Below are 19462 nucleotides of genomic sequence, written 5' to 3' on the forward strand. Positions count from 1 at the left end.
GCGATACGACCCAGAGTTTTACCTTCTGCGTCCACAATGTACCAGTCACGTTTTACGGTTTCTGGCTTGGCAACGAAAGTTTTCATTAAGTTAAACCCAATTACCTGTTACAGACCCAATTGCTTATGGGGGCTCTCCCACAAACAACAAACGATGGCCTACCTGTACCCCTTCGAATACAAGTAAAGCTTAAAGTGTTGCTGTCTTATCGACAGCTGTAACGTGGGCCGGGCGATTATAAGTGAAGTTGCCTTAAATATCACCTGCTAATTTCACTGCCATGAAGCTAGCAAATGTCGCCCGGCCCTACCTGCCGCAGATGCCCATCCGACTGGCAGGCGCGGTATTGTGACTAAGGAAGGTGCACTCTGGCAAGGTATTCGTGCGATTGCATCTCCTGAAGCCGGGAAAGGCAGCGCTTGAATTCGAAATTCAGCAGACCCTCTCCATAGAGCTCGGCCATGGGTACGGCCGCCGACAGGATGAGTTTCACGTGCCGCTCGTAGAACTCATCCACCATGGCGATGAAACGACGGGCTGCATCATCCGTCCCCATCCCCATTGGCTGTACATTCGCCAGCAAAACGGTGTGAAACTCCCGGGCCAGCTCTATGTAGTCCCCCTGGGAGCGGGGGGTGCAGCAGAGCTGCTCGAATTCCATGTAGAGCACCCCCTCCCCCTGCCCGAGCGCACTCAGTTGGCGATGATTGACCTCCAGCATGGCCGGGCTCGCCTGCCCCAGACCGGTCAGCTGGCCGAAGTAGCGGTCCAGGTTGCACTTGGCCTGCGCATCCAGAGGGAAGTGATAGATCTCGGCCTGCTCCAGGGTGCGCAGCCGATAGTCCACCCCCCCATCCACATTGAGGATCTCGCAATGGCGCTCGATGAGCTCGATGGCGGGCAAGAAGCGGGCCCGCTGCAGGCCGTTGCGATAGAGATCCTTGGGCGGGATGTTGGAGGTCGCCACCAGCACCACCCCGTGGCCAAAGAGTTCCTGGAACAGGGTGCCCAGCAGCATGGCGTCCGTGATGTCGGAGACGAAGAACTCGTCGAAGCAGATGACATCCGTCTCATCCGCCAGCTTGCTGGCGATGAGCTTGAGGGGATCGGCCTGGCCGGTCAGCCCCTTGAGTTCATCATGGATCCGGTGCATGAAGCGGTGGAAGTGAATGCGCAGTTTGCGCGTCCCCGGCAGGCTCTCGAAGAAAGTATCCATCAACCAGGTCTTGCCTCGGCCCACTCCGCCCCACATATAGAGTCCAAGGATGGGGGCCGACGGCCTGGTTTTTTGCAGCCAGCCGAACAGGCCACGGGATCTGGTCGGAGTCGGGCTGGCGCACAAATCCTGATAGAGTCGTTCCAGCCTGGCCACGGCCATCGCCTGGGCCGGGTCGGCCAAAAAGCCGGGACGCTGCAAATCCTGCTGGTATTTTTGCTGCGGGGTCATCCTGTAAACCGCCTCCAAGTCCCTGAATGAAGGACAAAATAGTATCACGCCCTCGGGGCGCACGGTATAGTGCCATCGAGGCATAGCGGCCACTCCGGCCGTCTCAACACTCATCGATTTAGCTGTAACAAGGAGCATCTATGACTCTGTTAAACGGGATCCTGCTGGCGGTAGCCGCTCTCATCATCGGCGTTCTGGTCGGTCGCTTCACTGTCCGCAGCCGGGATGCCGGGCGCCTGGAGCAGGAGCTGAAAAAAGCCCACAAGGAGCTGGAAAGCTATCAGGGCCAGATCAACACCCACTTCGCCGACAGCGCCGCCCTGATGGAGCAGCTGGCCGATCAATACCAGACCCTCTATCGCCATATGGCCGAGCAGAGCAAGTTCCTGGCCAAGGTACAGGAGCCGCTGTTCCGCGAGCCCCAGGCCGAAGAGGTGAAGGACGAGTCAGCCAACGAGGAACCGGGTCTGCCCCCCCGTGACTACGCGGGAGCCTCCGGCCTGCTCAAGCAATCCAGCTAGTTCCTGGTGGAACTTATTACGCCTTATCGTGGTCAGACCTTGACGATTGCACTGCAACTTTTTCTGGGAGCTGTTTCTCATATGCGTAAATCTCTTTCTGTATTCAGTGTCTTAGCCCTCAGTGTCGGTATCGCCCTGTCTGCGGCGCCAGCGCAAGCTGCCCTGCCCCTGCTGGCGAACAACCAGGAGATGCCGAGCCTGGCCCCCGTCCTCGAGCAGGTCACCCCTGCCGTGATCAACATCTCCGTCTCTGGCAAGAAGATCACCCGCCAGCGCCTGCCCGAACAATTCCGCTTCTTCTTCGGCCCCAACATGCCTGACGAGCAGGTGAGCGAGCAGCCCTTCCAGGCACTGGGCTCCGGCGTCATCATAGATGCGAAGAAGGGCTATGTGATCACCAACGCCCACGTGGTTCACGAGGCGGACGAGATCAAGGTCAATCTGAAGGACGGCCGTGAATACGCCGCCAAGAAGATAGGCGAGGACAAGCAGTCCGACATCGCCCTGCTGCAGATCAAGGCCGACGACCTGGTACAAATCAAGTTCGCCGATTCCGACGACCTGCGGGTGGGTGACTATGCGCTCGCCATCGGCAACCCGTTCGGCCTGGGCCAGACCGTCACCTCCGGCATCGTCAGTGCCCTGGGTCGCAGCGGCCTCAACATCGAAAACCTGGAGAACTTCATCCAGACCGATGCGGCCATCAACTCCGGCAACTCAGGTGGCGCCCTGCTCAACCTGCGCGGCGAGCTGATCGGCATCAACACCGCCATCCTGGGCCCGAACGGCGGCAACATCGGCATCGGCTTCGCCATCCCGTCCAACATGGTGCGCGACCTGTCCGAGCAGATCGTCAAATACGGTGAAGTACGCCGCGGCCAGCTGGGGATCACCGGCACCGAACTGACCACGGACATCGCCAAGTCCTTCGGTTACAACAAGAAGGACGGTGCCTTCGTCAACCAGGTCATGCCCGACTCCGCCGCCGCCAAGGCCGGCATCAAGGCGGGCGACATCATCGTCAGCATCGATGGCAAGGCCATCCGCTCCTTCGGTGAGCTGCGCGCCAAGATCGCCACCATGGGTGCCGACAAGCAGGTCGCCCTCGGCCTCATCCGCGACGGCAAGGAGCAGACCGTCAAGGTCACCCTGAAGAAGGCGGATGACAGCGAGATCCTCGCCAGCGCCCTGCACCCGGCACTGGAAGGGGCCAAGCTCAGCACCACCAGCGACCCCGTCAGTGGCGTGGCCGTCGCCGATATCGATCCGCGCTCCCCTGCCGCCGCCTCCGGCCTGCAGAAGGGCGACATCATCATCGGGGTCAACCGCCTGCGCATCAACACTCTGGGTGAATTGACCAAGGCGTTGAAGGACAAGCCGGAAGTGCTGGCGCTGAACATCCAGCGCGGCGATTCCTCCCTCTATTTGGTGATCCGTTAAGCCTCTCACACCCGCGGCAACCGCCGCGGGTGATTTTTATCCACCGATGATGTTATTCTCTGCGCGCAGCATGTACGGATGAGAATGACATGAAAATCCCACCTTTGATCAGCTACTTGGGCAAGTCTGTCGCCTTCGGTCTCACCGTCGCGGCACTCCTGTTGCTGCTGTTCCCCAATTTCCGCGGTGGTGCCCAGTTACCTGGCCTCATCACCAATGCCCGCGAGCTGAGTTTCTCCTACGCAGCCCATCGCGCCGGCCCCGCCGTCGTCAACATCTACACCCGCAGCTTCGCCGGCAATCGCGGCGAGAAGGCCGAGCTGAGGCCCCAGGGCCTGGGATCCGGGGTCATCATGAGCTCCCGTGGCCACGTGCTGACCAACTACCACGTCATCGCCGATGCGGACCAGATCATCGTCGCGCTGCAGGATGGCCGGGTCTTCAGTGCCGAGCTGGTCGGCTCCGACAAGCTGACCGACCTCGCGGTGCTCTACATCGAGTCGGACAACCTGCCGGTGATCCCCCAGGATCCCGACCGCCTGCCGGACGTGGGGGACGTGGTGCTCGCCATCGGCAACCCCTACAACGTCGGCCAGACCATCACCCAGGGCATCATCAGCGCCACCGGCCGCATCGGCCTCTCCAGCATGGGACCGGACAGCAATGGCCGGCAGGATCTGCTGCAGACCGATGCCGCCATCAATGAGGGCAACTCGGGTGGGGCCCTGGTCAATGGCCGCGGGGATCTGGTGGGCATCAACACCGCCGCCTATCACCTCAACGGCAACCAGGAGAGCTACGGCATCAGCTTCGCCATCCCCTACAAGCTGGCCAAGCGCATCATGGACGAGCTGATCGCCAACGGCCGGGTCATCCGCGGCTACCTCGGCATCTCCAGCGTCGAGATCAACCCCATAGTCGCGCGCATGATGAACCTCGGTGACCTGCAGGGCCTGGTGGTGGAGAGCCTGGATCCGACAGGGCCGGCCAGCAAGGCAGGCCTCAAGCGCGGTGACGTGCTACTCAAGGTCAACGGCGAGGCCATCAGCGGGGTACGCGCCGTCATGGACAAGATCGTCGAGAGCCGTCCCGGCACCAAGCTGCGCATCTCCGTCATCCGCAATGGCAAACCCCTGGACGTGGACGTCATCATCGAGGAAGACGTGCGCTACCAGAACCTGCCCGCCAGCGGTGCGGCCTCGACCAGCTAAGCCCGCGCTTCTACTGAAAACAGGGCCCCTATGGCCCTGTTTTCATTTCCGCCTCTCTCCCTTTGCGTGAGGCGACTCACAATTCCACATCCCGCCCGTCATCAGGATCCAGGCCCCAAAGTGCGGCGCCGATCACGCTCGCCCGGCGCCAGGCCCCCCTTTTTGCCCCTCTGAACCACAAAAACGCCCGCTTTGGGTCTGCTTCCCGGGGGGATTTCCAGTTCGAATCGGAAAAAAGCTGCCTCCTCCATACTGCTTTGCCCCCTTAGGGTAGGGTCATTCCTTCTGCCAGCCTTGGAGAGCAGACCTTGAAGACCAACCCCGACAGCCCCCTGACTCCGGACAGCCCGGACCTGTTGCGCAAGACAGACTTGACCCTGGCCCGCATTTATCCCCTGCTGGCCGAGCAGGGCATATTCCCGAACGAGGTGCAGCGGCAGATGCTGGCCTCCCACGTCAAAGCCATGGTGTGGCGCTCCTACAGCGGGGAAGCCCTGCCGGAAGTCGATCTCAGCCTGTTTGACGAGATCTCCCCCCTCTCCCTGCGACTGGCCGAACAGGTCGTCGCCTGGCTGGATAAGCTGGCCTACGAAGAGGCCCATCTGTTGTCCGTCCATTTCGAAGTCGCCAAAGAAAATGAACTCAGTTCAGTACTGAACCCTTAATCAAGGAGATACCTGTATGTCAGCCATCAAACTCGTGATTGGAGATCGTCTCGGCAAGGGCCAGAAAGTGGGGGCAGGCGCCGAAGCCGCCGGTGCCAGCGTCACCGTCATCCCCGGCATGGCCGCCGACATGAAGCTCGGTGATGTGATGAACAAGGAGCAGGCGGATCTCGGCATCTCCTTCTGCGGCAGCGGCGGGGCCGGCGCCATCACGGCCCAGACCAAGTACGGCTACAAGTGCCGCTACGGCATGCGATCCATCGAGGAGGGCGTCACCGCCATCAACGAAGGCTGCGTGGTGCTGGGCTTCGGCTTCATGGACAAGGAAGAGCTGGGCCAGAAGCTGATCGAAGCCTTCGCCAAGAAGCACGGTCGCGCCTGATGAAAGAACACTTCACCACCCAGGTCATCGTCAACGGCAAGGGGGCGACTCGCCAGCAGGCGTTCGCCGCCGCCCTCAGCCAGGTGCAACCCACGCTGCTCAAGGGCAGCCAGCACGTCATGCTGCGGCTCGAACCGGTCGAGGTTCAGGTCCTCAAGGCCGAGGAGTCGGTCCGGGTGGAGAAGTTTCTGTTCTTCTTCCTGCCGCGCCAGCGCCGTGAGTTCCGCGTCCAGCTGGAGATCGCCGTCAAGGTCACCAGCCTGGACGTGGACAAGGTGGATTTCAGCCTGGTTTAACCCACAAAAAGGACACGTTGGATGTTTCTAATCATTCTTTTCAAATCGTTGATCATCGGCGGCCTGGTGGGCGTCGGTGTCGGGGCCGGCGCGGCGCGGATGTTCCACGCACCGACGGTGCAGGGCATGGGGGCCTTCCGTACCCTGGGCGAGCTCAACTCCTGTGAGGGGGACCCGGCGTCACACTTCTCCTTCGGTCTTGGCTTCTTCTTCAACGCCTGGGCCTCCACGGTGGCGGCAGGGGCCTTCACCCAGGACGTGGATCACCGCATCCTGCCAAACTGGGGTGCCGCGGCCTTGATGATCAAGAACCGGGATCTCGCCACCACCCTGCACGATCCCAGGAAGATGGCCATCGCCTGCGGCATCATAGGTGCCATCGTCGTCGCCTTCCTCAACAGCACGGCCGCCGCAGTCCCCGCCGCCCTGCAGGTCACCGCCGTCAAGGTGCTGGTGCCGGCCGCCAACCTCCTGGTCAACACCGTCATGCCGGTGATCTTCTGGCTGGCCGCCATCGAGGCGGGCAAGAAGTCCGGCTTCTGGGCCACCATCTTCGGCGGCATGGCTCAGCTCATCATGGGCAACGCCGTTCCCGGCCTGGTGCTCGGCATCCTGATCGGCAAGGGCGTCGAAGAGAGCGGCTGGAACCATGTCACCCGCGTGATGATGGCGGCCATAGCGCTGCTGTTCGTGCTGAGCGGATTCTTCCGTGGCTTCGACATGAAACTGATCGAGTCCTTCCACATGGGGATCCCCCTGTGGCTGGAGAATGTCCACAACCTGATGAGCGGCAAATAAGGGCTATCCCATGGATGAGAAACTGAGAAACAACTTCTGGTATGCGGACTGGTCCTTCCCTATCTTCGTCGGCCTGCTGTCGGCCGGTGTCTTTGCCGGAACCCACATGTTCTACCTGTACGGGGTCGGCGCCTTCAACGAGGTAGCCTTCGTCGCCATGCTGAAAGCCGGCATGGACACCGGTGCCTATGGCGCGGTCGCCGCCTTCGGCGCCAGCTTCCTGTTCGCCCGCATCATCGAAGGCTCCCTGGTGGGGATCCTGGATATCGGCGGCGCCATCCAGACCGGTGTCGGCCTGGGGGTTCCCGCCCTGCTGCTGGGCGCCGGCATCGTCTACCCGGTGGAGAACTTCACCGCCTCCCTGGTCACCGGCATGGGCATTGGCCTGGCCATCGGCTACGTGATCATCCTGGCGCGCAAGTTCACCATCAACCAGAGCAACTCCACCTATGGGGCGGATGTGATGATGGGGGCTGGCAACAGCTCGGGACGCTTCCTCGGCCCCCTGATCATCCTCTCCGCCATGGGGGCTTCCATCCCCATCGGTCTGGGTTCCCTGCTGGGGGCGCTGCTGTTCTACATCTGGAACAAGCCCATCACAGGCGGCGCCATCCTGGGTGCCATGCTGCTAGGCACCTTCTTCCCGATAGCCCTTGCATAAACACCGGCCGCCCCGCGGGGCGGTCTTCTAGAGGCCAGCACCATGTATGACTTCATCATCAGAGCGGGACGCCAGGGAAATGGCGAGCTCATCGACATCGCCATTCTGGACGGCAAGATAGCGGCCATGGGCGCTCTCCCCGCCACGGCCGAGGCAAGACAGACCCTGGATCTGGCGGGACAGACCTATGTGAGCGCAGGCTGGATCGATGGCCACACCCACTGCTATCCCGCCTCCCCCATCTATCACGACGAACCGGACAAGGTGGGAGTCGAATCAGGGATCACGACCGTCATCGACGCGGGCAGCACGGGGGCCGACGACGTGGATGCGTTCCAGCGGCTGGCCGCGGACTGCAAGACCCGGGTTCACGCCCTGCTCAACATCTCCCGCATCGGCCTGCTGCGCCAGAACGAGCTGGCCAACCCGGCCGACATAGACCCGGCCCTGGCCCAGGCGGCCATCCGCCGCCACCCTGGCTTCATCGTCGGCATCAAGGCCCGCATGAGTGGCAGCGTGGTGGGGGAGAATGGCTTGCAGCCCCTGCGCATCGCCAAGCAGATCCAGCGCGACAACGGCGACCTGCCGCTGATGGTGCACGTGGGCAACACGCCGCCGGATCTGGACGAGATCGTCGCCCTGCTGGGACAGGGAGACCTGCTGACCCACTGCTTCAACGGCAAGCCGAACCGCATCCTGACACCGGCCGGTGAGCTGCGTCAGGCGGTGCGTGACGCCATGCAGCGGGGCCTGCGCCTCGACATCGGCCATGGCGGCGCCAGCTTCAGCTTCGAGGTGGCGGAGCACGCCATCCGCCAGGGGATTTTGCCCCACACCATCAGCTCGGACATCTACTGCAAGAACCGCATCAAGGGCCCCGTCTACAGCCTGGCCCACGTGATGTCGAAGTTTTTCGTCATCGGCATGAGCCTGGAGCAGGTGCTCGCCTGCGTCACCCATCAGGCCGCCGATGCCCTGCGCCTGCCCGGCAAGGGGCGACTCGAGGTGGGGGCCGATGCCGACCTAACCCTGTTCGATCTGGCCAAAGGCCAGACCCTGTTCACGGATACCGAGGCACAATCGCGCAGCGGCGACCTGCAACTGCTTCCCCTCGCCACCCTGGTGGGTGGCGATCTGGTTCTGACTCACTATGGGAAATCACACCATGCCTTCTGTTTATGAGAAATATCGGCTCAAACCCGTTATCAATGCCTCCGGGCGCATGACCATACTCGGCGTATCCACCCCGGAGCAGGAGGTGGTCGAGGCGGTCAACTTCGGCCTGGGTCACTACTTCGAGGTGAAGGATCTGGTCAACAAGACAGGAGCCTATCTCGCCAGCTTGCTGGGGGTGGAAGATGCGGTCGTGGTCTCCTGCGCCAGCGCCGGTATCGCCCAATCGGTGGCGGCCGTGATAGTGCGCGGTGACGCCTATCGCCTCGAGCAGCTGCACGCCCATGCCCACCATGTACCGAGCGAGATAGTGCTACCCAAGGGTCACAACGTGAACTTCGGCGCCCCAGTCGGCACCATGGTCAACCTGGGGGGCGGCAAGGTGGTGGAAGCCGGCTATGCCAACGAATGCTCCCCCGCCCAACTGGCCGCCGCCATCAACCCCAACACCGCCGCCATCCTCTACATCAAGTCTCACCACTGCGTGCAGAAGAGCATTCTTTCGGTAGCCGAAGCCGCCGAGGTCGCCAAGGCCCATCAGTTGCCGCTCATCGTCGATGCGGCAGCGGAAGAGGACCTGCGTCTTTACTACCAACAGGGGGCCGATCTGGTCATCTACAGCGGCGCCAAGGCCATCGAGGGGCCCACCAGCGGCCTGGTGCTCGGCAAGGCCCAGTATGTGGAGTGGGTCAAGCAGCAGGCGAACGGCATAGGTCGTGCCATGAAGGTGGGCAAGGAGGGGATCCTCGGCCTGACCCACGCCATCGAGCGCTATCTGGAGAAGGAAAGAGAGAGCGGCGCCGCCATGGTGAGCAAGATGACCCCCTTCATCGATCGCCTCAACCAATTACCCGGCGTCACCGCCAGAGTGGTGTGGGACAGCGCGGGGCGCGACATAGCCCGCACCGACATCGCCTTCGACCATGAGCGCCTCGGCATGACCACGGTCCAGGTGGTGGCTCGCCTGCAGCAGGGCAGCCCCGCCATCTACTGCCGCGGCTACAAGGCCAACGAGGGCCATATCGAGATCGATGTGCGCAGCGTCAGCCCGGCCCAACTCGACCAGATCCACGCGGCCATAGCCCAACTCACCCAGGAGAACCACTGATGTCTCTCATTCCGAACTACTACCACGACCGCGTCTGCCTCAACGTGCTGGCCGGATCCAAACAGAATGCCGTCGACGTCTATGAGGCGGCCGAGGGCCATGTGCTGGTCGGCGTGCTTTCCAAGAACTACCCGGATGTCCCTGCCGCCGTCGCCGACATGCGCGAGTATGCCGCGCTCATCGACAATGCCCTCTCCATCGGCCTGGGGGCGGGGGATCCCCGTCAGTCCGCCATGGTGGCCGAGCTGGCCGGCCTGCTGCAGCCCCAGCACGTCAACCAGGTCTTCACCGGGGTCGGAGCCAGCCGGGCGCGGCTCGGTCAGTCCAAGAGCCTGGTCAACGGTCTCGTCTCCCCCACCGGCACCCCCGGCATGGTGAAGATCTCCACCGGCCCCCTCAGCGCCGGCCAGGCCGACGGCCTAGTGCCCGTCGATACCGCCATCGCCATGCTCAAGGACATGGGCGGCAGCTCGGTCAAGTTCTTCCCCATGGGGGGTCTGGCGTGCCGTGACGAGTATCAGGCGGTGGCCGAGGCCTGTGCTCGCCACGGCTTCTGGCTGGAACCCACCGGCGGTATCGATCTCGACAACTTCGAGGAGATAGTTCAGATCGCCCTGGACGCCGGGGTCGAGAAGGTGATCCCCCATGTCTACAGCTCCATCATCGATGGCGAGGGCCAGACCCGTCCCGAGGATGTGCGTACCCTGCTCACCATGGTGAAACAGCTGCTGGCGTGACGATGACCACGGCACCGGTCCAACCTCTGGCCGGTGCCTGGCTTGTTGATGATTCAGTCTGTTAACATTCTTCTTCCCCCCGCGACAGGAGTCTCCTCTTTCCATGACCAAGCTGCCCCACCCCAGACTCCATCAGTTGCTGACCCAACTCCACGCCGAGGCCTTGCCGCAGGAGGAGCTGGCCCGTCGCCTCAATGTCTCCACCCGCACGGTGCGCACCGACGTGGCAACCCTCAACGAGCTGATCGCCACCCACGGCGCCCACCTCATCCACCAGCGCGGCAGTGGCTATCAACTCAAGATTTACAATCAGGGGCTGTTTGACGAGCTGCTGGCGGCGCAGGAGCAGGAGACCAGCCTGCCTCGCACCAGTCGGGAGCGGGTGCTGCATCTGCAACTGCTGCTGCTCACCGCCGAGCAGGGGATCAAGCTCGATGAGCTGGCGGATACCTGGTATCTGAGCCGGGCGGCGCTGCAGGGGGATATGGCGGAAGTGAGGGAGCGGCTGACCCATTTCGGGCTCAGTATCGACAGCAAGCCGCGCCTCGGCATGCGTATCCAGGGGGAGGAGACGGCCATCCGGGCCTGCCTCACCCAGTTGCTCTACCGGGAGCAGACCCGCAACAGCCCCTTGCAGGGCTTGTTGCCGAACCTCTGCCCCAGCAAGACTCTGGAAATCATCGGCAACCGGATCCACGCCCAGCTGGGTCGCCATCAACTCAGGCTGGCCGATGAGAGCCTGCAGCAGCTCACCATCTACTGCGCCGTGGCCCTGCTGCGCCAGGCGGCTGGCCATGAGCTGCTGACCTTTAGCAGCGAGGATCTGACCGCCCCCCTCACCGCCGTGGCCCGCGACATCTATGGGGAACTGCCCACCCTCACCCGACCCGGCGAGCCCGAGGTCAATGGCCTCGCCATCCAGATCCAGGCCCGGCTCATTACCGACACCCCGCAGCTCAGCCCGGCCATGGCCGCCGAGAGCGCCCAGCTGGTGGAACACCTGCTGGACTACATCCACCAGCATTATCCCTATGATCTGCGCCACGACAGCCAGTTGCACAGCGATCTGCTGGCCCATATCAGTGCCATGCTGCTGCGGATCAAATATCAGATAGGCAGCCACAACCCGCTGGCGGATCACATCAAGCAGTACTATCCCCTCGCCTATGACATCACCCTGGCCGCCATCTCCGAGTGGATCAAGCAGACCCCCTATCACCTCACCCATCACGAGATAGGCTACCTGGTGATCCATATCGGGGTCGGGCTGGAGCGCCACTATGACATCGGCTACAGCCGCCCATCCCAGGCGCTGCTGCTGTGCGATGCAGGCAATGCCACCTTCCGGGTGCTGGAGGCGAGGATCAGGCGGGAATATCCCCAGTTGCAGCTGACCAGCCTGGAATCGGTGCGGGACTACGAGGGGCTGGCACGGATCGAGCAGGATTTCGTCATCAGCACGGTCAAGGTGAGCGAGAAGAACGTCCCCGTGGTACAGGTGACCCCCTTCCCGGCCCAGTATCAGCTGGAGCTGCTCGGCAAGCTGGTGCTGGTGGATCGCACCCGCCCCTACCTGCTCGACAAGTACTTCGACGCCGACCACTTCATGGTGATCGATGAGCCCATCAGCCAGTCGGCCCTGTTCGCGCGAGTCTGCGATCGGCTGGAAGCGGAAGGCCTGGTGGAAATGGGGTTCAGGGGATCCTTGCAGGAGCGAGAGCGCATCGTCTCCACCATGCTGGGAGATGGCATAGCCCTGCCCCACTCCCTCGGCCTCTTGGCCCGCCGCACCCTGGTGTACACGGTGCTGGCGCCCCAGGGCATCGACTGGGGCAATGGCGAGACCGCCACCCTCATCTTCCTGCTGGCCATCGCCAAGGCGGACTACGAGGAGGCAATGGGCCTCTACGACCTCTTCCTGACCCTGATGAACGAAAAAGCCAGCAAGAATTTGCTGGCCTGTCGCAGTTTCGCCGGTTTCAAGGCGCTGGCGCGCACCGGTTCCTAGTCAGAGAGGCGCCTACTCCTCGTTGAAGCCCGAGGTGAACAGCGCCACCACGGCAGCCAGGGCTTCCGCTTCCTCCGGCCCCTCCACCTGCACCTCCACCTGCTTGCCCTGGGCGGAGTCCAGCATCAGCAGACCGATCACGCTGTCCGCATCGGCCTCGACCCCGTCCTCATTGCGCAGCAAGACGTGGGCATCGAATCCCTGCACCAGTTCGAACAGCATCATGGCCGGTCTGGCATGGATACCCAGCTTGTTTTTGACTTCTACCGAGGCGGAAACAGTCATCTGTGCATCCTTCTGTCAGGCTTGCGCCGAGCGTTTGTCCAGGGTGCGGTGGCGGATCTGCACGTTCTTGCCGAGCAGGCGGAACGCACTCGCCAGCCGTTCGGCGATGAACACGGATCTGTGCTGGCCGCCGGTACAGCCGATGCCCACCGTTACATAGCTGCGGTTGTTACGCTCCAGATGGGGCAACCAGGTGCCCAGCATGTTCTCGATCTGCTGGATAAACAGCATGACGTCAGCCTGGCTGGAGAGATAGTTGGCCACAGGCTCGTCCTTGCCGGTAAAGGGCTTGAGCTCGGGGATCCAGTGGGGGTTCGGCAGGAAGCGGGCGTCGAACACGAAGTCCGCATCCTTGGGGATGCCGTATTTGAAACCGAAGGACTCGAACACCAGCACCAGCTCGTTCTCTTTCTTGCCGAGCACCCGGGTCTTGATGAGCTCGCTCAGGTCATGAATGCTGAGGTTGGTGGTGTCGATACGCAGATCGGCGGTGGAGGAGAGCGGCGCCAGCAGGTGGGTCTCCTCCCGGATGGCCTCGTCCAGCGACAGCTTGTTGCGAGACAGGGGGTGCAGCCGGCGACTCTCGCCATAACGCTTGAGCAGGGTAGTGTTATCGGCATCGAAGAAGAAGCTGGAAAACTCCACCCGCCCTTCGTTGCGAACCTGGGCCAGCAGGTTATCCAGCCGATCCGGTTCGGTGGGCAGGTTGCGCACGTCTATGCTGACCGCCAACTTGTCGTACTGGCTCTCCACCGAGACGATCAGCTGGGGCAGCAGATTGACCGGCAGGTTGTCTACGCAGTAGTACCCCAGATCTTCCAGCACCCGCAGGGCGACCGTCTTGCCGGAGCCCGAACGACCGCTTACCACTATTAATTGCATCTTGTCCCCTCACGCCGACCTGGCCGTGCCGTCTCCGGCATCAGGCCGAGGTCATGATCTGATAGAGTTCTTCGTCACTGGTCGCCTGGCGCAACTGGCGGCAGACGGCCTTGTCACCCAGCTTGGATGCCATCAGGGAAAGGGTCTTGAGATGCTGCTTGCACTCGCTTTCCGGCACCAGCAATGCAAAGAGCAGGTCAACCGGTTGATTGTCGATCGAGTCGAAAGGGATGGGTTCGGAGAAGGTCATCAACACAGCCGTCGGCGCGAAGGCATCGTCGATCCGGCCGTGAGGAATGGCGATACCGGCACCGATCCCGGTACTGCCCATTTTTTCCCGCGCCAGCAGGCTTTCAAACAACACCTGACGGGAGGTGCCGAGGCGCTCTGCGGCCAGTTCACTGATGATCTCGAGAGCGCGTTTCTTGCTGGTACAGGGGACCGCACTCTTGGTGCAGTCCCGACTCAGTATGTGTTCAAGTTGCATAGTTATTTTTGATTTAACTTATCTTTATGCTTGATAATCTGTCTGTCCAGCTTATCCAGCAGGGTATCAATCGCAGCATACATGTCGGCATGCTCCGAGTTGGCGAACACCTCGCCTCCGCTGACATGCAGCTTGGCTTCGGCAATCTGGTTCAGTTTTTCGACGCTCAACACCACATGCACGTTGTTGATATGGTCAAAGTGACGCTCGAGTTTGGCAAATTTGTTGTTCACATAATCACGCAGAGCTTCGGTAATCTCGACATGGTGTCCGGTCAGGTTAATTTGCATAACGTCTTCCTTTTGTTTGCCTAAACCAGGCGTTTGCGCTGATTGGATGGCGGGATCAACAAGGATTCACGGTACTTTGCGATCGTGCGTCTCGCCACCATAATACCCTGTTCGGCCAGCAAATCCGCGATCTTGCTATCACTAAGCGGCTTGGCGGGGTTTTCCGCCGTTACCAGCTTCTTGATCAAGGCGCGAATAGCGGTCGATGAGCACTCTCCTCCTCCTTCCGTATTCACGTGACTGGAGAAAAAAAACTTCAGTTCAAAGATGCCGCGAGGCGTATGCATGTACTTCTGGGTCGTCACCCGCGAGATGGTCGACTCGTGCATCTCCACCGCCTCGGCGATGTCGTTGAGCACCATGGGTTTCATGGCCTCTTCCCCATACTCGAAGAAGCCCTGCTGCTGCTCGACGATGCAGCTGGCCACCTTGAGCAGGGTGTCGTTCCGACTCTCCAGGCTCTTGATAAACCACTTGGCCTCCTGCAGGTGGGAGCGGATGAACTGGGTATCCGTGCTGCTGCGCGCATTGCGGGCCATGGCCGCATAGGTCTCGTTGACGCGAATGCGCGGCGCCGAATCCGGGTTGAGCTCCACCACCCACTTGCTGCCTTTCTTGACCACGGAAACATCCGGGATCACGTATTGGGATTCACTCTGGATGACGCCGTTGCCGGGTCTGGGCTCCAGCTGCTGGATAAGGTCCAGTACCTCCTTGAGGTCGCTCTCCTTGAGCCGGGTCTTGCGCGCCAGGGTGCGATAGTCACGGTTGCCGAGCAAATCCATGTGCTCGCTGATCACCTCCCTCGCCTCGTTGAGCCAGGGCAGATCGGACGGGTACTGGCCCAACTGGATCAACAGGCACTCCTGCACGGAGCGGGCGGCGATGCCGAGCGGATCGAAATGCTGCACCCGCTTGAGCACGGCTTCGACCTCATCCAGTTCAACTTCTACCTCTTCACTGCTGACTGCAGCCTGAATATCCTCGAGAGACACCGTCAAATATCCGGATTCGTCGATGGCATCGATGATGGCGAGGGCGATGGCGGCATCCAGATCGCTGAACGGCGTCAGCCGCATCTGCCACAACAGATAATCCTGCAGGTTCTCGGTGGTTTCCCCCTGATAGACGCTCTCCTCCCCATCATGGATGGGGCCGGCGCTCTGGGCCGTCCCGGCCGAGTAGACCTCGTCCCAGGTCGTATCGACGGGCAACTCGTCCGGCATCTTGTCCTGCGCCATGGCGTCGCTAGAATCCAGCTGACTGGCGTCGGCCACCTCGGTCGGATTGGTTTCCTGCGCCTCGCTCTCCTCTTGCTCCAGCAAGGGGTTGTTATCGAGCGCTTGCTGAATTTCCTGCTGGAGTTCCAGCGTGGAGAGCTGGAGCAGACGAATCGCTTGTTGTAATTGTGGCGTCATGGTCAGGGACTGACCGAGACGCAACTGTAATGTCGGCTTCATCTACGTCGGGATATCCTTATGTTCAGCGAGGCAGTCACCTAACAAAAATGAGGGAATGCCCCCTTACTATAGACTGAATTGATCGCCCAAATAGACGCGCTTGACCTGCTCATCGGCGAGGATGTCCGCCGGAGCCCCCTCGGCAATCATCTTGCCGTGGCTGACGATATAGGCCTTCTCGCACACATCCAGCGTCTCGCGAACGTTGTGGTCGGTGATCAAGACCCCCAGGCCACGCTCTTTCAGGTGCTGGATGATTTTCTTGATATCTATGACAGAAATGGGATCCACCCCTGCGAAAGGCTCATCCAGCAGAATAAATCTCGGCTCTGCCGCCAACGCCCGGGCGATCTCGACCCGGCGACGCTCCCCCCCTGACAGGCTCTGACCCAGGCTGTCACGGATATGGGTAATGTTGAACTCTTCCAGCAGTTGCTCGACCTTGTCTTCCCGCTCCTCGCTGCTCAACCCCTTACGGGTCTGCATGACCCCCATCAGGTTGTCGAACACCGACAGGCGGCGGAAGATGGAGGCCTCCTGGGGCAGGTAGCCGATGCCGTTGCGCGCCCGGATATGCATGGGCTGCAGGCTGATGTCCTGATCGTCTATGGTGATGAGCCCGGCATCTCGCTGCACCAACCCCACTATCATGTAGAAGGAGGTGGTCTTGCCAGCCCCATTCGGGCCAAGCAGCCCAACGATCTGGCCGGTGCCCACTTCCAGGCTCACGTCACTGACCACCATGCGACGCTTGTAACTCTTCTGCAAGCCCACTGCTTTTAACACTGCCATGGCTGTTGTTTCCTACTTCTTCTGATCGGCGGGCTTGTCGAAATTCTCGACCTGATCCGGCAGGAACACCGTCTTGACGCGCTGGGTTGGCCCCTTGCTCTCGGCGATCATCTTCTGTTTGACGATGTCGTAGCGAATGAGATCGCCATTGACCTGGCTGTCCTCCTGCTTGAGCTGGCCGTTGCCCGTGATGGTCACCAGGCGGTTCTTCAGCTCGTAGCGGATGCTGTTGCCGTGGGCGTTGACCGGCTTGCCGTTGTCCAGGATCTGGAAGAAGGTGGCCGGGCTGCCGTAGGCGGTCATCACTTCGGCGCCTTTCTCCCCGGAGCGGATCACCACGACCTTGTCGGCCTTAATCTTGATGGTGCCCTGGGTGATGATGACGTCTTCGCTGAAGGTGACGCGGTTGTCCTGCATCTCGGCCACCTGCTTGACCGCGTCCACATAGACCTTCTCGGTGAAGTCGGACTCTTTGGCATTTGCCGCGCCGCACAGCAACAAGGCGGCGAGGGCCAGATTAGCGTTTTTCATTGAAATAAATGGCATGGCCTTTATCCAGTAATTCGAAATATTTACGTTCCAGATGACCCTTGAGGCCTACGCCCTCGGTCTGGAATTCCTGACCCTGAATGCGGATGTGCTGGTTGCTTCTCACGTCCTGGGTCACCATGTCCATCTCCAGGTACTGGGTGTCCAGGGTGGAGATGAAGGAGGCCGGCAACAGGCCATCCAGATGCACCTTGTCCCGCAGGATCACGTTGTCATCGGTATTGAGCACCCCGGTCTCGGCCGTCACCTTCCACTCGGCCTCACCCTTCTCATCGAAGAGGTAGATGACCGGCTTGTTGAAGGTCGCCTGCTCGAGGATCTGGAAATACTCGGCAAACTCAGACTCCAGCCGCTCGGTCCGTTTCCCCTGCTCGTCGAAGCGGGTAGTGACCAGGTTCTTGGCGGTGAAATCAGGCTGATAATTCTCTACCTTGGTGGTCGACTCCGGCGCCAACTCTATGTCACCGAGCTGCCAGGCAGCCAAGGCCACCAAGAAAAGCAGGGCGAACAAAATAGTCTGCTTGTTCATCGCGACGCCTCGGGCTGGAAGTCACCGAGCCCCCGGGCCTGCAAGATGAGATCGCACACCTCGCGCACCGCGCCGACGCCACCACCCAGCCGGGTGACCAGATCGGCGCGGGCCAGCACCAGAGGGTGGGCGTCCGCCACCGCGATGCCGAGGCCGCAGGCCTGCATCACCGGCAGATCTATGGTGTCATCCCCCATGTAGGCCGCCTGCTCGGCGTTCAGCCCCAATTTGGTCAGCAAGGCCTCGAAGTGGGGCAGCTTCTGATCCGCCCCCTGCACCAGGTGTTGCACCCCCAGGCTCTTCATCCGATCGCTGACGATGCGGGAGTTGCGCCCCGTGATGATGGCGATCTCTATCCCGGCGTTGAGCAGGGCACGCATGCCCGCCCCGTCCCGGGTGCAGAAGGTCTTCAATTCTTCGCCGTTGTTGCCCATGTAGATGAAGCCGTTGGAGAGCACCCCATCCACATCGCACACCAGCAGGCGGATCTGTGCCGCCTTCTCGAACTGGCTGCGCGTCACCGGACCATAGAGGGTCGGTACATCTTGCATCAAATCACCCCGGCTTTCAGCAGGTCATGCATGTTGAAGGCGCCCAGCGGCCGCCGCTCCCCATCCACCACCAGCAATCCGTTAATCTTTCTGGTTTCCATCAGCTTGACTGCCTCGGCCGCCATCATCTCAGGCCCTACGGTAACACAGTTGACCGTCATCACCTTGGCGATCGAGGTGTGATGGATATCCACCTGCAGATCCAGGATCCGGCGCAGGTCGCCATCGGTGAAGAGACCGGCCAGCTGGCCCAGCTCATCCACCACAGCCGTCATGCCGAGCCCCTTGCGGCTCACCTCCAGCAAGGCCTGGCTGATGGTGGCATCTATCCCCACCCGGGGCAACAGCTCGCCGCTGTGCATCAGGTCGCCCACCCGCAGCAGCAGGCGCTTGCCCAGCGACCCACCCGGATGAGAGAGGGCGAAGTCGTCGGCGGTGAAGCCGCGGGCCTCCAGCAGGGCCACCGCCAGCGCATCCCCCATCACCAGGGTCGCCGTGGTACTGGAGGTCGGCGCCAGACCCAGCGGGCAGGCCTCCTGCTCGACCCGGATGCACAGGTGCACGTTGGCCTCCTTGGCCATGGTCGAGGCCGGGTTGCCGGTCATGCAGATGAGCGGGATGCCGCGGCGCTTGAGCACCGGCAGCAGAGCTAGGATCTCGTCGCTCTCGCCGGAGTTGGAGATGGCGATGATGAGATCCCCCGCGGAGATCATCCCGAGATCCCCGTGGCTCGCTTCACCCGGGTGGAGGAAGAAGGCGGGCGTCCCCGTGCTGGCCAGGGTCGCGGCTATCTTGTTGCCCACATGGCCCGACTTGCCCATGCCGGTGACCACTATCTTGCCGCCGCAGCGCAACACCATCTCGCAAGCCTTGTCGAAATGCTCGTCGAGGTACTGATAGAGTCCATCAATCGCTTGTTTTTCAATGTCCAGCACCGCGCGGGCACTGCGACGAAAATCGAACAGTTCAGACACTTTTTCAGGCTTTACAGACATAAAGGCACGGCTCCGGACCGAAATTTGCTGCGGGATTATAAAAAAGTCTGCCGAGATAAGCGAATCGGATGCGGGGCCACCAACTTGCTGACGTACCTTGTTACATAAAACTGTCGCGCTTTTGGGGGAGATCTGCGCTCAATAGTTGTTCCTTGATGTTGCTTAGACCTAGACTAGCCCATAAAATTCGCTCTT

General features: G+C 61.4%; 23 protein-coding genes and 1 pseudogene. 12 read left to right on the forward strand and 12 right to left on the reverse strand.

Going from position 1 to position 19462, the window contains the following annotated elements; translation table 11 throughout:
• Nucleotides 1–86, reverse strand: a pseudogene (gene rplM, locus ACRCYW_RS14660) (50S ribosomal protein L13); the annotation flags it as partial.
• Nucleotides 87–352: 266 nt separating this feature from the next.
• Nucleotides 353–1447, reverse strand: a complete 1095-nt coding sequence (gene zapE, locus ACRCYW_RS14665) for a cell division protein ZapE (protein ID WP_438550800.1) — start codon at nt 1445–1447, stop codon at nt 353–355.
• A 140-nt stretch (nt 1448–1587) separates the two neighbouring features.
• On the opposite strand from zapE, the gene ACRCYW_RS14670 reads away from it, so the two are divergent.
• From ACRCYW_RS14670 to ACRCYW_RS14725, 12 genes are all read left to right on the forward strand, one after another.
• Nucleotides 1588–1968: a YhcB family protein gene (locus ACRCYW_RS14670; protein ID WP_438550801.1), complete on the forward strand. Its 381-nt coding sequence runs from the start codon at nt 1588–1590 to the stop codon at nt 1966–1968.
• Nucleotides 1969–2049: 81 nt separating this feature from the next.
• On the forward strand, nt 2050–3408 hold the full coding sequence (locus tag ACRCYW_RS14675; protein ID WP_438550802.1) for a Do family serine endopeptidase: 1359 nt from the start codon (nt 2050–2052) through the stop codon (nt 3406–3408).
• 89 nt (nt 3409–3497) lie between these two features.
• Nucleotides 3498–4619 carry an outer membrane-stress sensor serine endopeptidase DegS gene (gene degS / locus ACRCYW_RS14680; RefSeq protein WP_438550803.1) on the forward strand — a complete coding sequence of 374 codons (1122 nt, stop codon included), beginning with the start codon at nt 3498–3500 and terminating at the stop codon, nt 4617–4619.
• 308 nt (nt 4620–4927) lie between these two features.
• Nucleotides 4928–5284 carry a transcriptional regulator gene (locus ACRCYW_RS14685; RefSeq protein ID WP_438550804.1) on the forward strand — a complete coding sequence of 119 codons (357 nt, stop codon included), beginning with the start codon at nt 4928–4930 and terminating at the stop codon, nt 5282–5284.
• Between the two features lie 16 nt (nt 5285–5300).
• Nucleotides 5301–5666, forward strand: a complete 366-nt coding sequence (locus ACRCYW_RS14690; protein WP_438550805.1) for an SFCGS family glycine-rich protein — start codon at nt 5301–5303, stop codon at nt 5664–5666.
• Complete coding sequence (locus ACRCYW_RS14695) at nt 5666–5962, forward strand: DUF4312 family protein (protein ID WP_349920782.1); 297 nt, start codon at nt 5666–5668, stop codon at nt 5960–5962. Before ACRCYW_RS14690 ends, ACRCYW_RS14695 begins: the two co-directional genes overlap by 1 nt.
• Nucleotides 5963–5983: 21 nt before the next feature.
• Nucleotides 5984–6760 (forward strand): DUF4311 domain-containing protein, encoded by a 777-nt coding sequence (locus tag ACRCYW_RS14700; protein WP_438550806.1) that lies wholly within the window; start codon nt 5984–5986, stop codon nt 6758–6760.
• Between the two features lie 10 nt (nt 6761–6770).
• Nucleotides 6771–7421 (forward strand): DUF4310 family protein, encoded by a 651-nt coding sequence (locus tag ACRCYW_RS14705; RefSeq protein ID WP_438550807.1) that lies wholly within the window; start codon nt 6771–6773, stop codon nt 7419–7421.
• Nucleotides 7422–7463: 42 nt separating this feature from the next.
• Nucleotides 7464–8603, forward strand: coding sequence for an amidohydrolase/deacetylase family metallohydrolase (locus ACRCYW_RS14710; RefSeq protein WP_438550808.1), 1140 nt, complete (start codon nt 7464–7466; stop codon nt 8601–8603).
• Nucleotides 8587–9702 carry a DgaE family pyridoxal phosphate-dependent ammonia lyase gene (locus ACRCYW_RS14715; protein ID WP_438550809.1) on the forward strand — a complete coding sequence of 372 codons (1116 nt, stop codon included), beginning with the start codon at nt 8587–8589 and terminating at the stop codon, nt 9700–9702. The genes ACRCYW_RS14710 and ACRCYW_RS14715 overlap by 17 nt, the downstream gene beginning before the upstream one ends.
• The gene (dagF, locus tag ACRCYW_RS14720) at nt 9702–10439 is read left to right on the forward strand and encodes a 2-dehydro-3-deoxy-phosphogluconate aldolase (protein ID WP_438550810.1); all 738 of its coding nucleotides are present in this window, start codon (nt 9702–9704) and stop codon (nt 10437–10439) included. Before ACRCYW_RS14715 ends, dagF begins: the two co-directional genes overlap by 1 nt.
• Before the next feature lie 103 nt (nt 10440–10542).
• On the forward strand, nt 10543–12447 hold the full coding sequence (locus ACRCYW_RS14725; RefSeq protein WP_438550811.1) for a BglG family transcription antiterminator: 1905 nt from the start codon (nt 10543–10545) through the stop codon (nt 12445–12447).
• Between the two features lie 12 nt (nt 12448–12459).
• On the opposite strand, the gene npr is transcribed toward ACRCYW_RS14725, so the two are convergent.
• The 10 genes from npr to ACRCYW_RS14775 all read right to left on the reverse strand — a co-directional run bounded on the left by npr (nt 12460) and on the right by ACRCYW_RS14775 (nt 19267).
• Nucleotides 12460–12732 (reverse strand): PTS phosphocarrier protein NPr, encoded by a 273-nt coding sequence (gene npr / locus ACRCYW_RS14730; protein ID WP_438550812.1) that lies wholly within the window; start codon nt 12730–12732, stop codon nt 12460–12462.
• A 15-nt stretch (nt 12733–12747) separates the two neighbouring features.
• Nucleotides 12748–13614: an RNase adapter RapZ gene (gene rapZ / locus ACRCYW_RS14735; protein WP_438550813.1), complete on the reverse strand. Its 867-nt coding sequence runs from the start codon at nt 13612–13614 to the stop codon at nt 12748–12750.
• A 40-nt stretch (nt 13615–13654) separates the two neighbouring features.
• Nucleotides 13655–14101 (reverse strand): PTS IIA-like nitrogen regulatory protein PtsN, encoded by a 447-nt coding sequence (gene ptsN, locus ACRCYW_RS14740; RefSeq protein ID WP_349920773.1) that lies wholly within the window; start codon nt 14099–14101, stop codon nt 13655–13657.
• Nucleotides 14102–14103: 2 nt separating this feature from the next.
• On the reverse strand, nt 14104–14391 hold the full coding sequence (gene hpf / locus ACRCYW_RS14745) for a ribosome hibernation promoting factor (protein ID WP_042001473.1): 288 nt from the start codon (nt 14389–14391) through the stop codon (nt 14104–14106).
• 20 nt (nt 14392–14411) lie between these two features.
• Nucleotides 14412–15851 carry an RNA polymerase factor sigma-54 gene (locus ACRCYW_RS14750; RefSeq protein WP_438550814.1) on the reverse strand — a complete coding sequence of 480 codons (1440 nt, stop codon included), beginning with the start codon at nt 15849–15851 and terminating at the stop codon, nt 14412–14414.
• A gap of 66 nt (nt 15852–15917) precedes the next feature.
• A complete protein-coding gene (gene lptB, locus ACRCYW_RS14755; RefSeq protein WP_438550815.1) occupies nt 15918–16643 on the reverse strand; it encodes an LPS export ABC transporter ATP-binding protein in 726 nt (241 codons plus the stop codon).
• A 12-nt stretch (nt 16644–16655) separates the two neighbouring features.
• Nucleotides 16656–17174 (reverse strand): lipopolysaccharide transport periplasmic protein LptA, encoded by a 519-nt coding sequence (gene lptA, locus ACRCYW_RS14760; protein ID WP_438550828.1) that lies wholly within the window; start codon nt 17172–17174, stop codon nt 16656–16658.
• Nucleotides 17161–17721, reverse strand: a complete 561-nt coding sequence (gene lptC / locus ACRCYW_RS14765; RefSeq protein ID WP_438550816.1) for an LPS export ABC transporter periplasmic protein LptC — start codon at nt 17719–17721, stop codon at nt 17161–17163. The genes lptA and lptC overlap by 14 nt, the downstream gene beginning before the upstream one ends.
• Nucleotides 17718–18272 carry a 3-deoxy-manno-octulosonate-8-phosphatase KdsC gene (gene kdsC / locus ACRCYW_RS14770; RefSeq protein ID WP_438550817.1) on the reverse strand — a complete coding sequence of 185 codons (555 nt, stop codon included), beginning with the start codon at nt 18270–18272 and terminating at the stop codon, nt 17718–17720. Before kdsC ends, lptC begins: the two co-directional genes overlap by 4 nt.
• A complete protein-coding gene (locus tag ACRCYW_RS14775) occupies nt 18272–19267 on the reverse strand; it encodes a KpsF/GutQ family sugar-phosphate isomerase (protein WP_438550818.1) in 996 nt (331 codons plus the stop codon). The genes kdsC and ACRCYW_RS14775 overlap by 1 nt, the downstream gene beginning before the upstream one ends.
• Between the last annotated feature and the right edge of the window lie 195 nt (nt 19268–19462).

Source organism: Aeromonas sp. (genome assembly GCF_051657805.1).
In the GTDB taxonomy this organism is placed as follows: domain Bacteria; phylum Pseudomonadota; class Gammaproteobacteria; order Enterobacterales; family Aeromonadaceae; genus Aeromonas.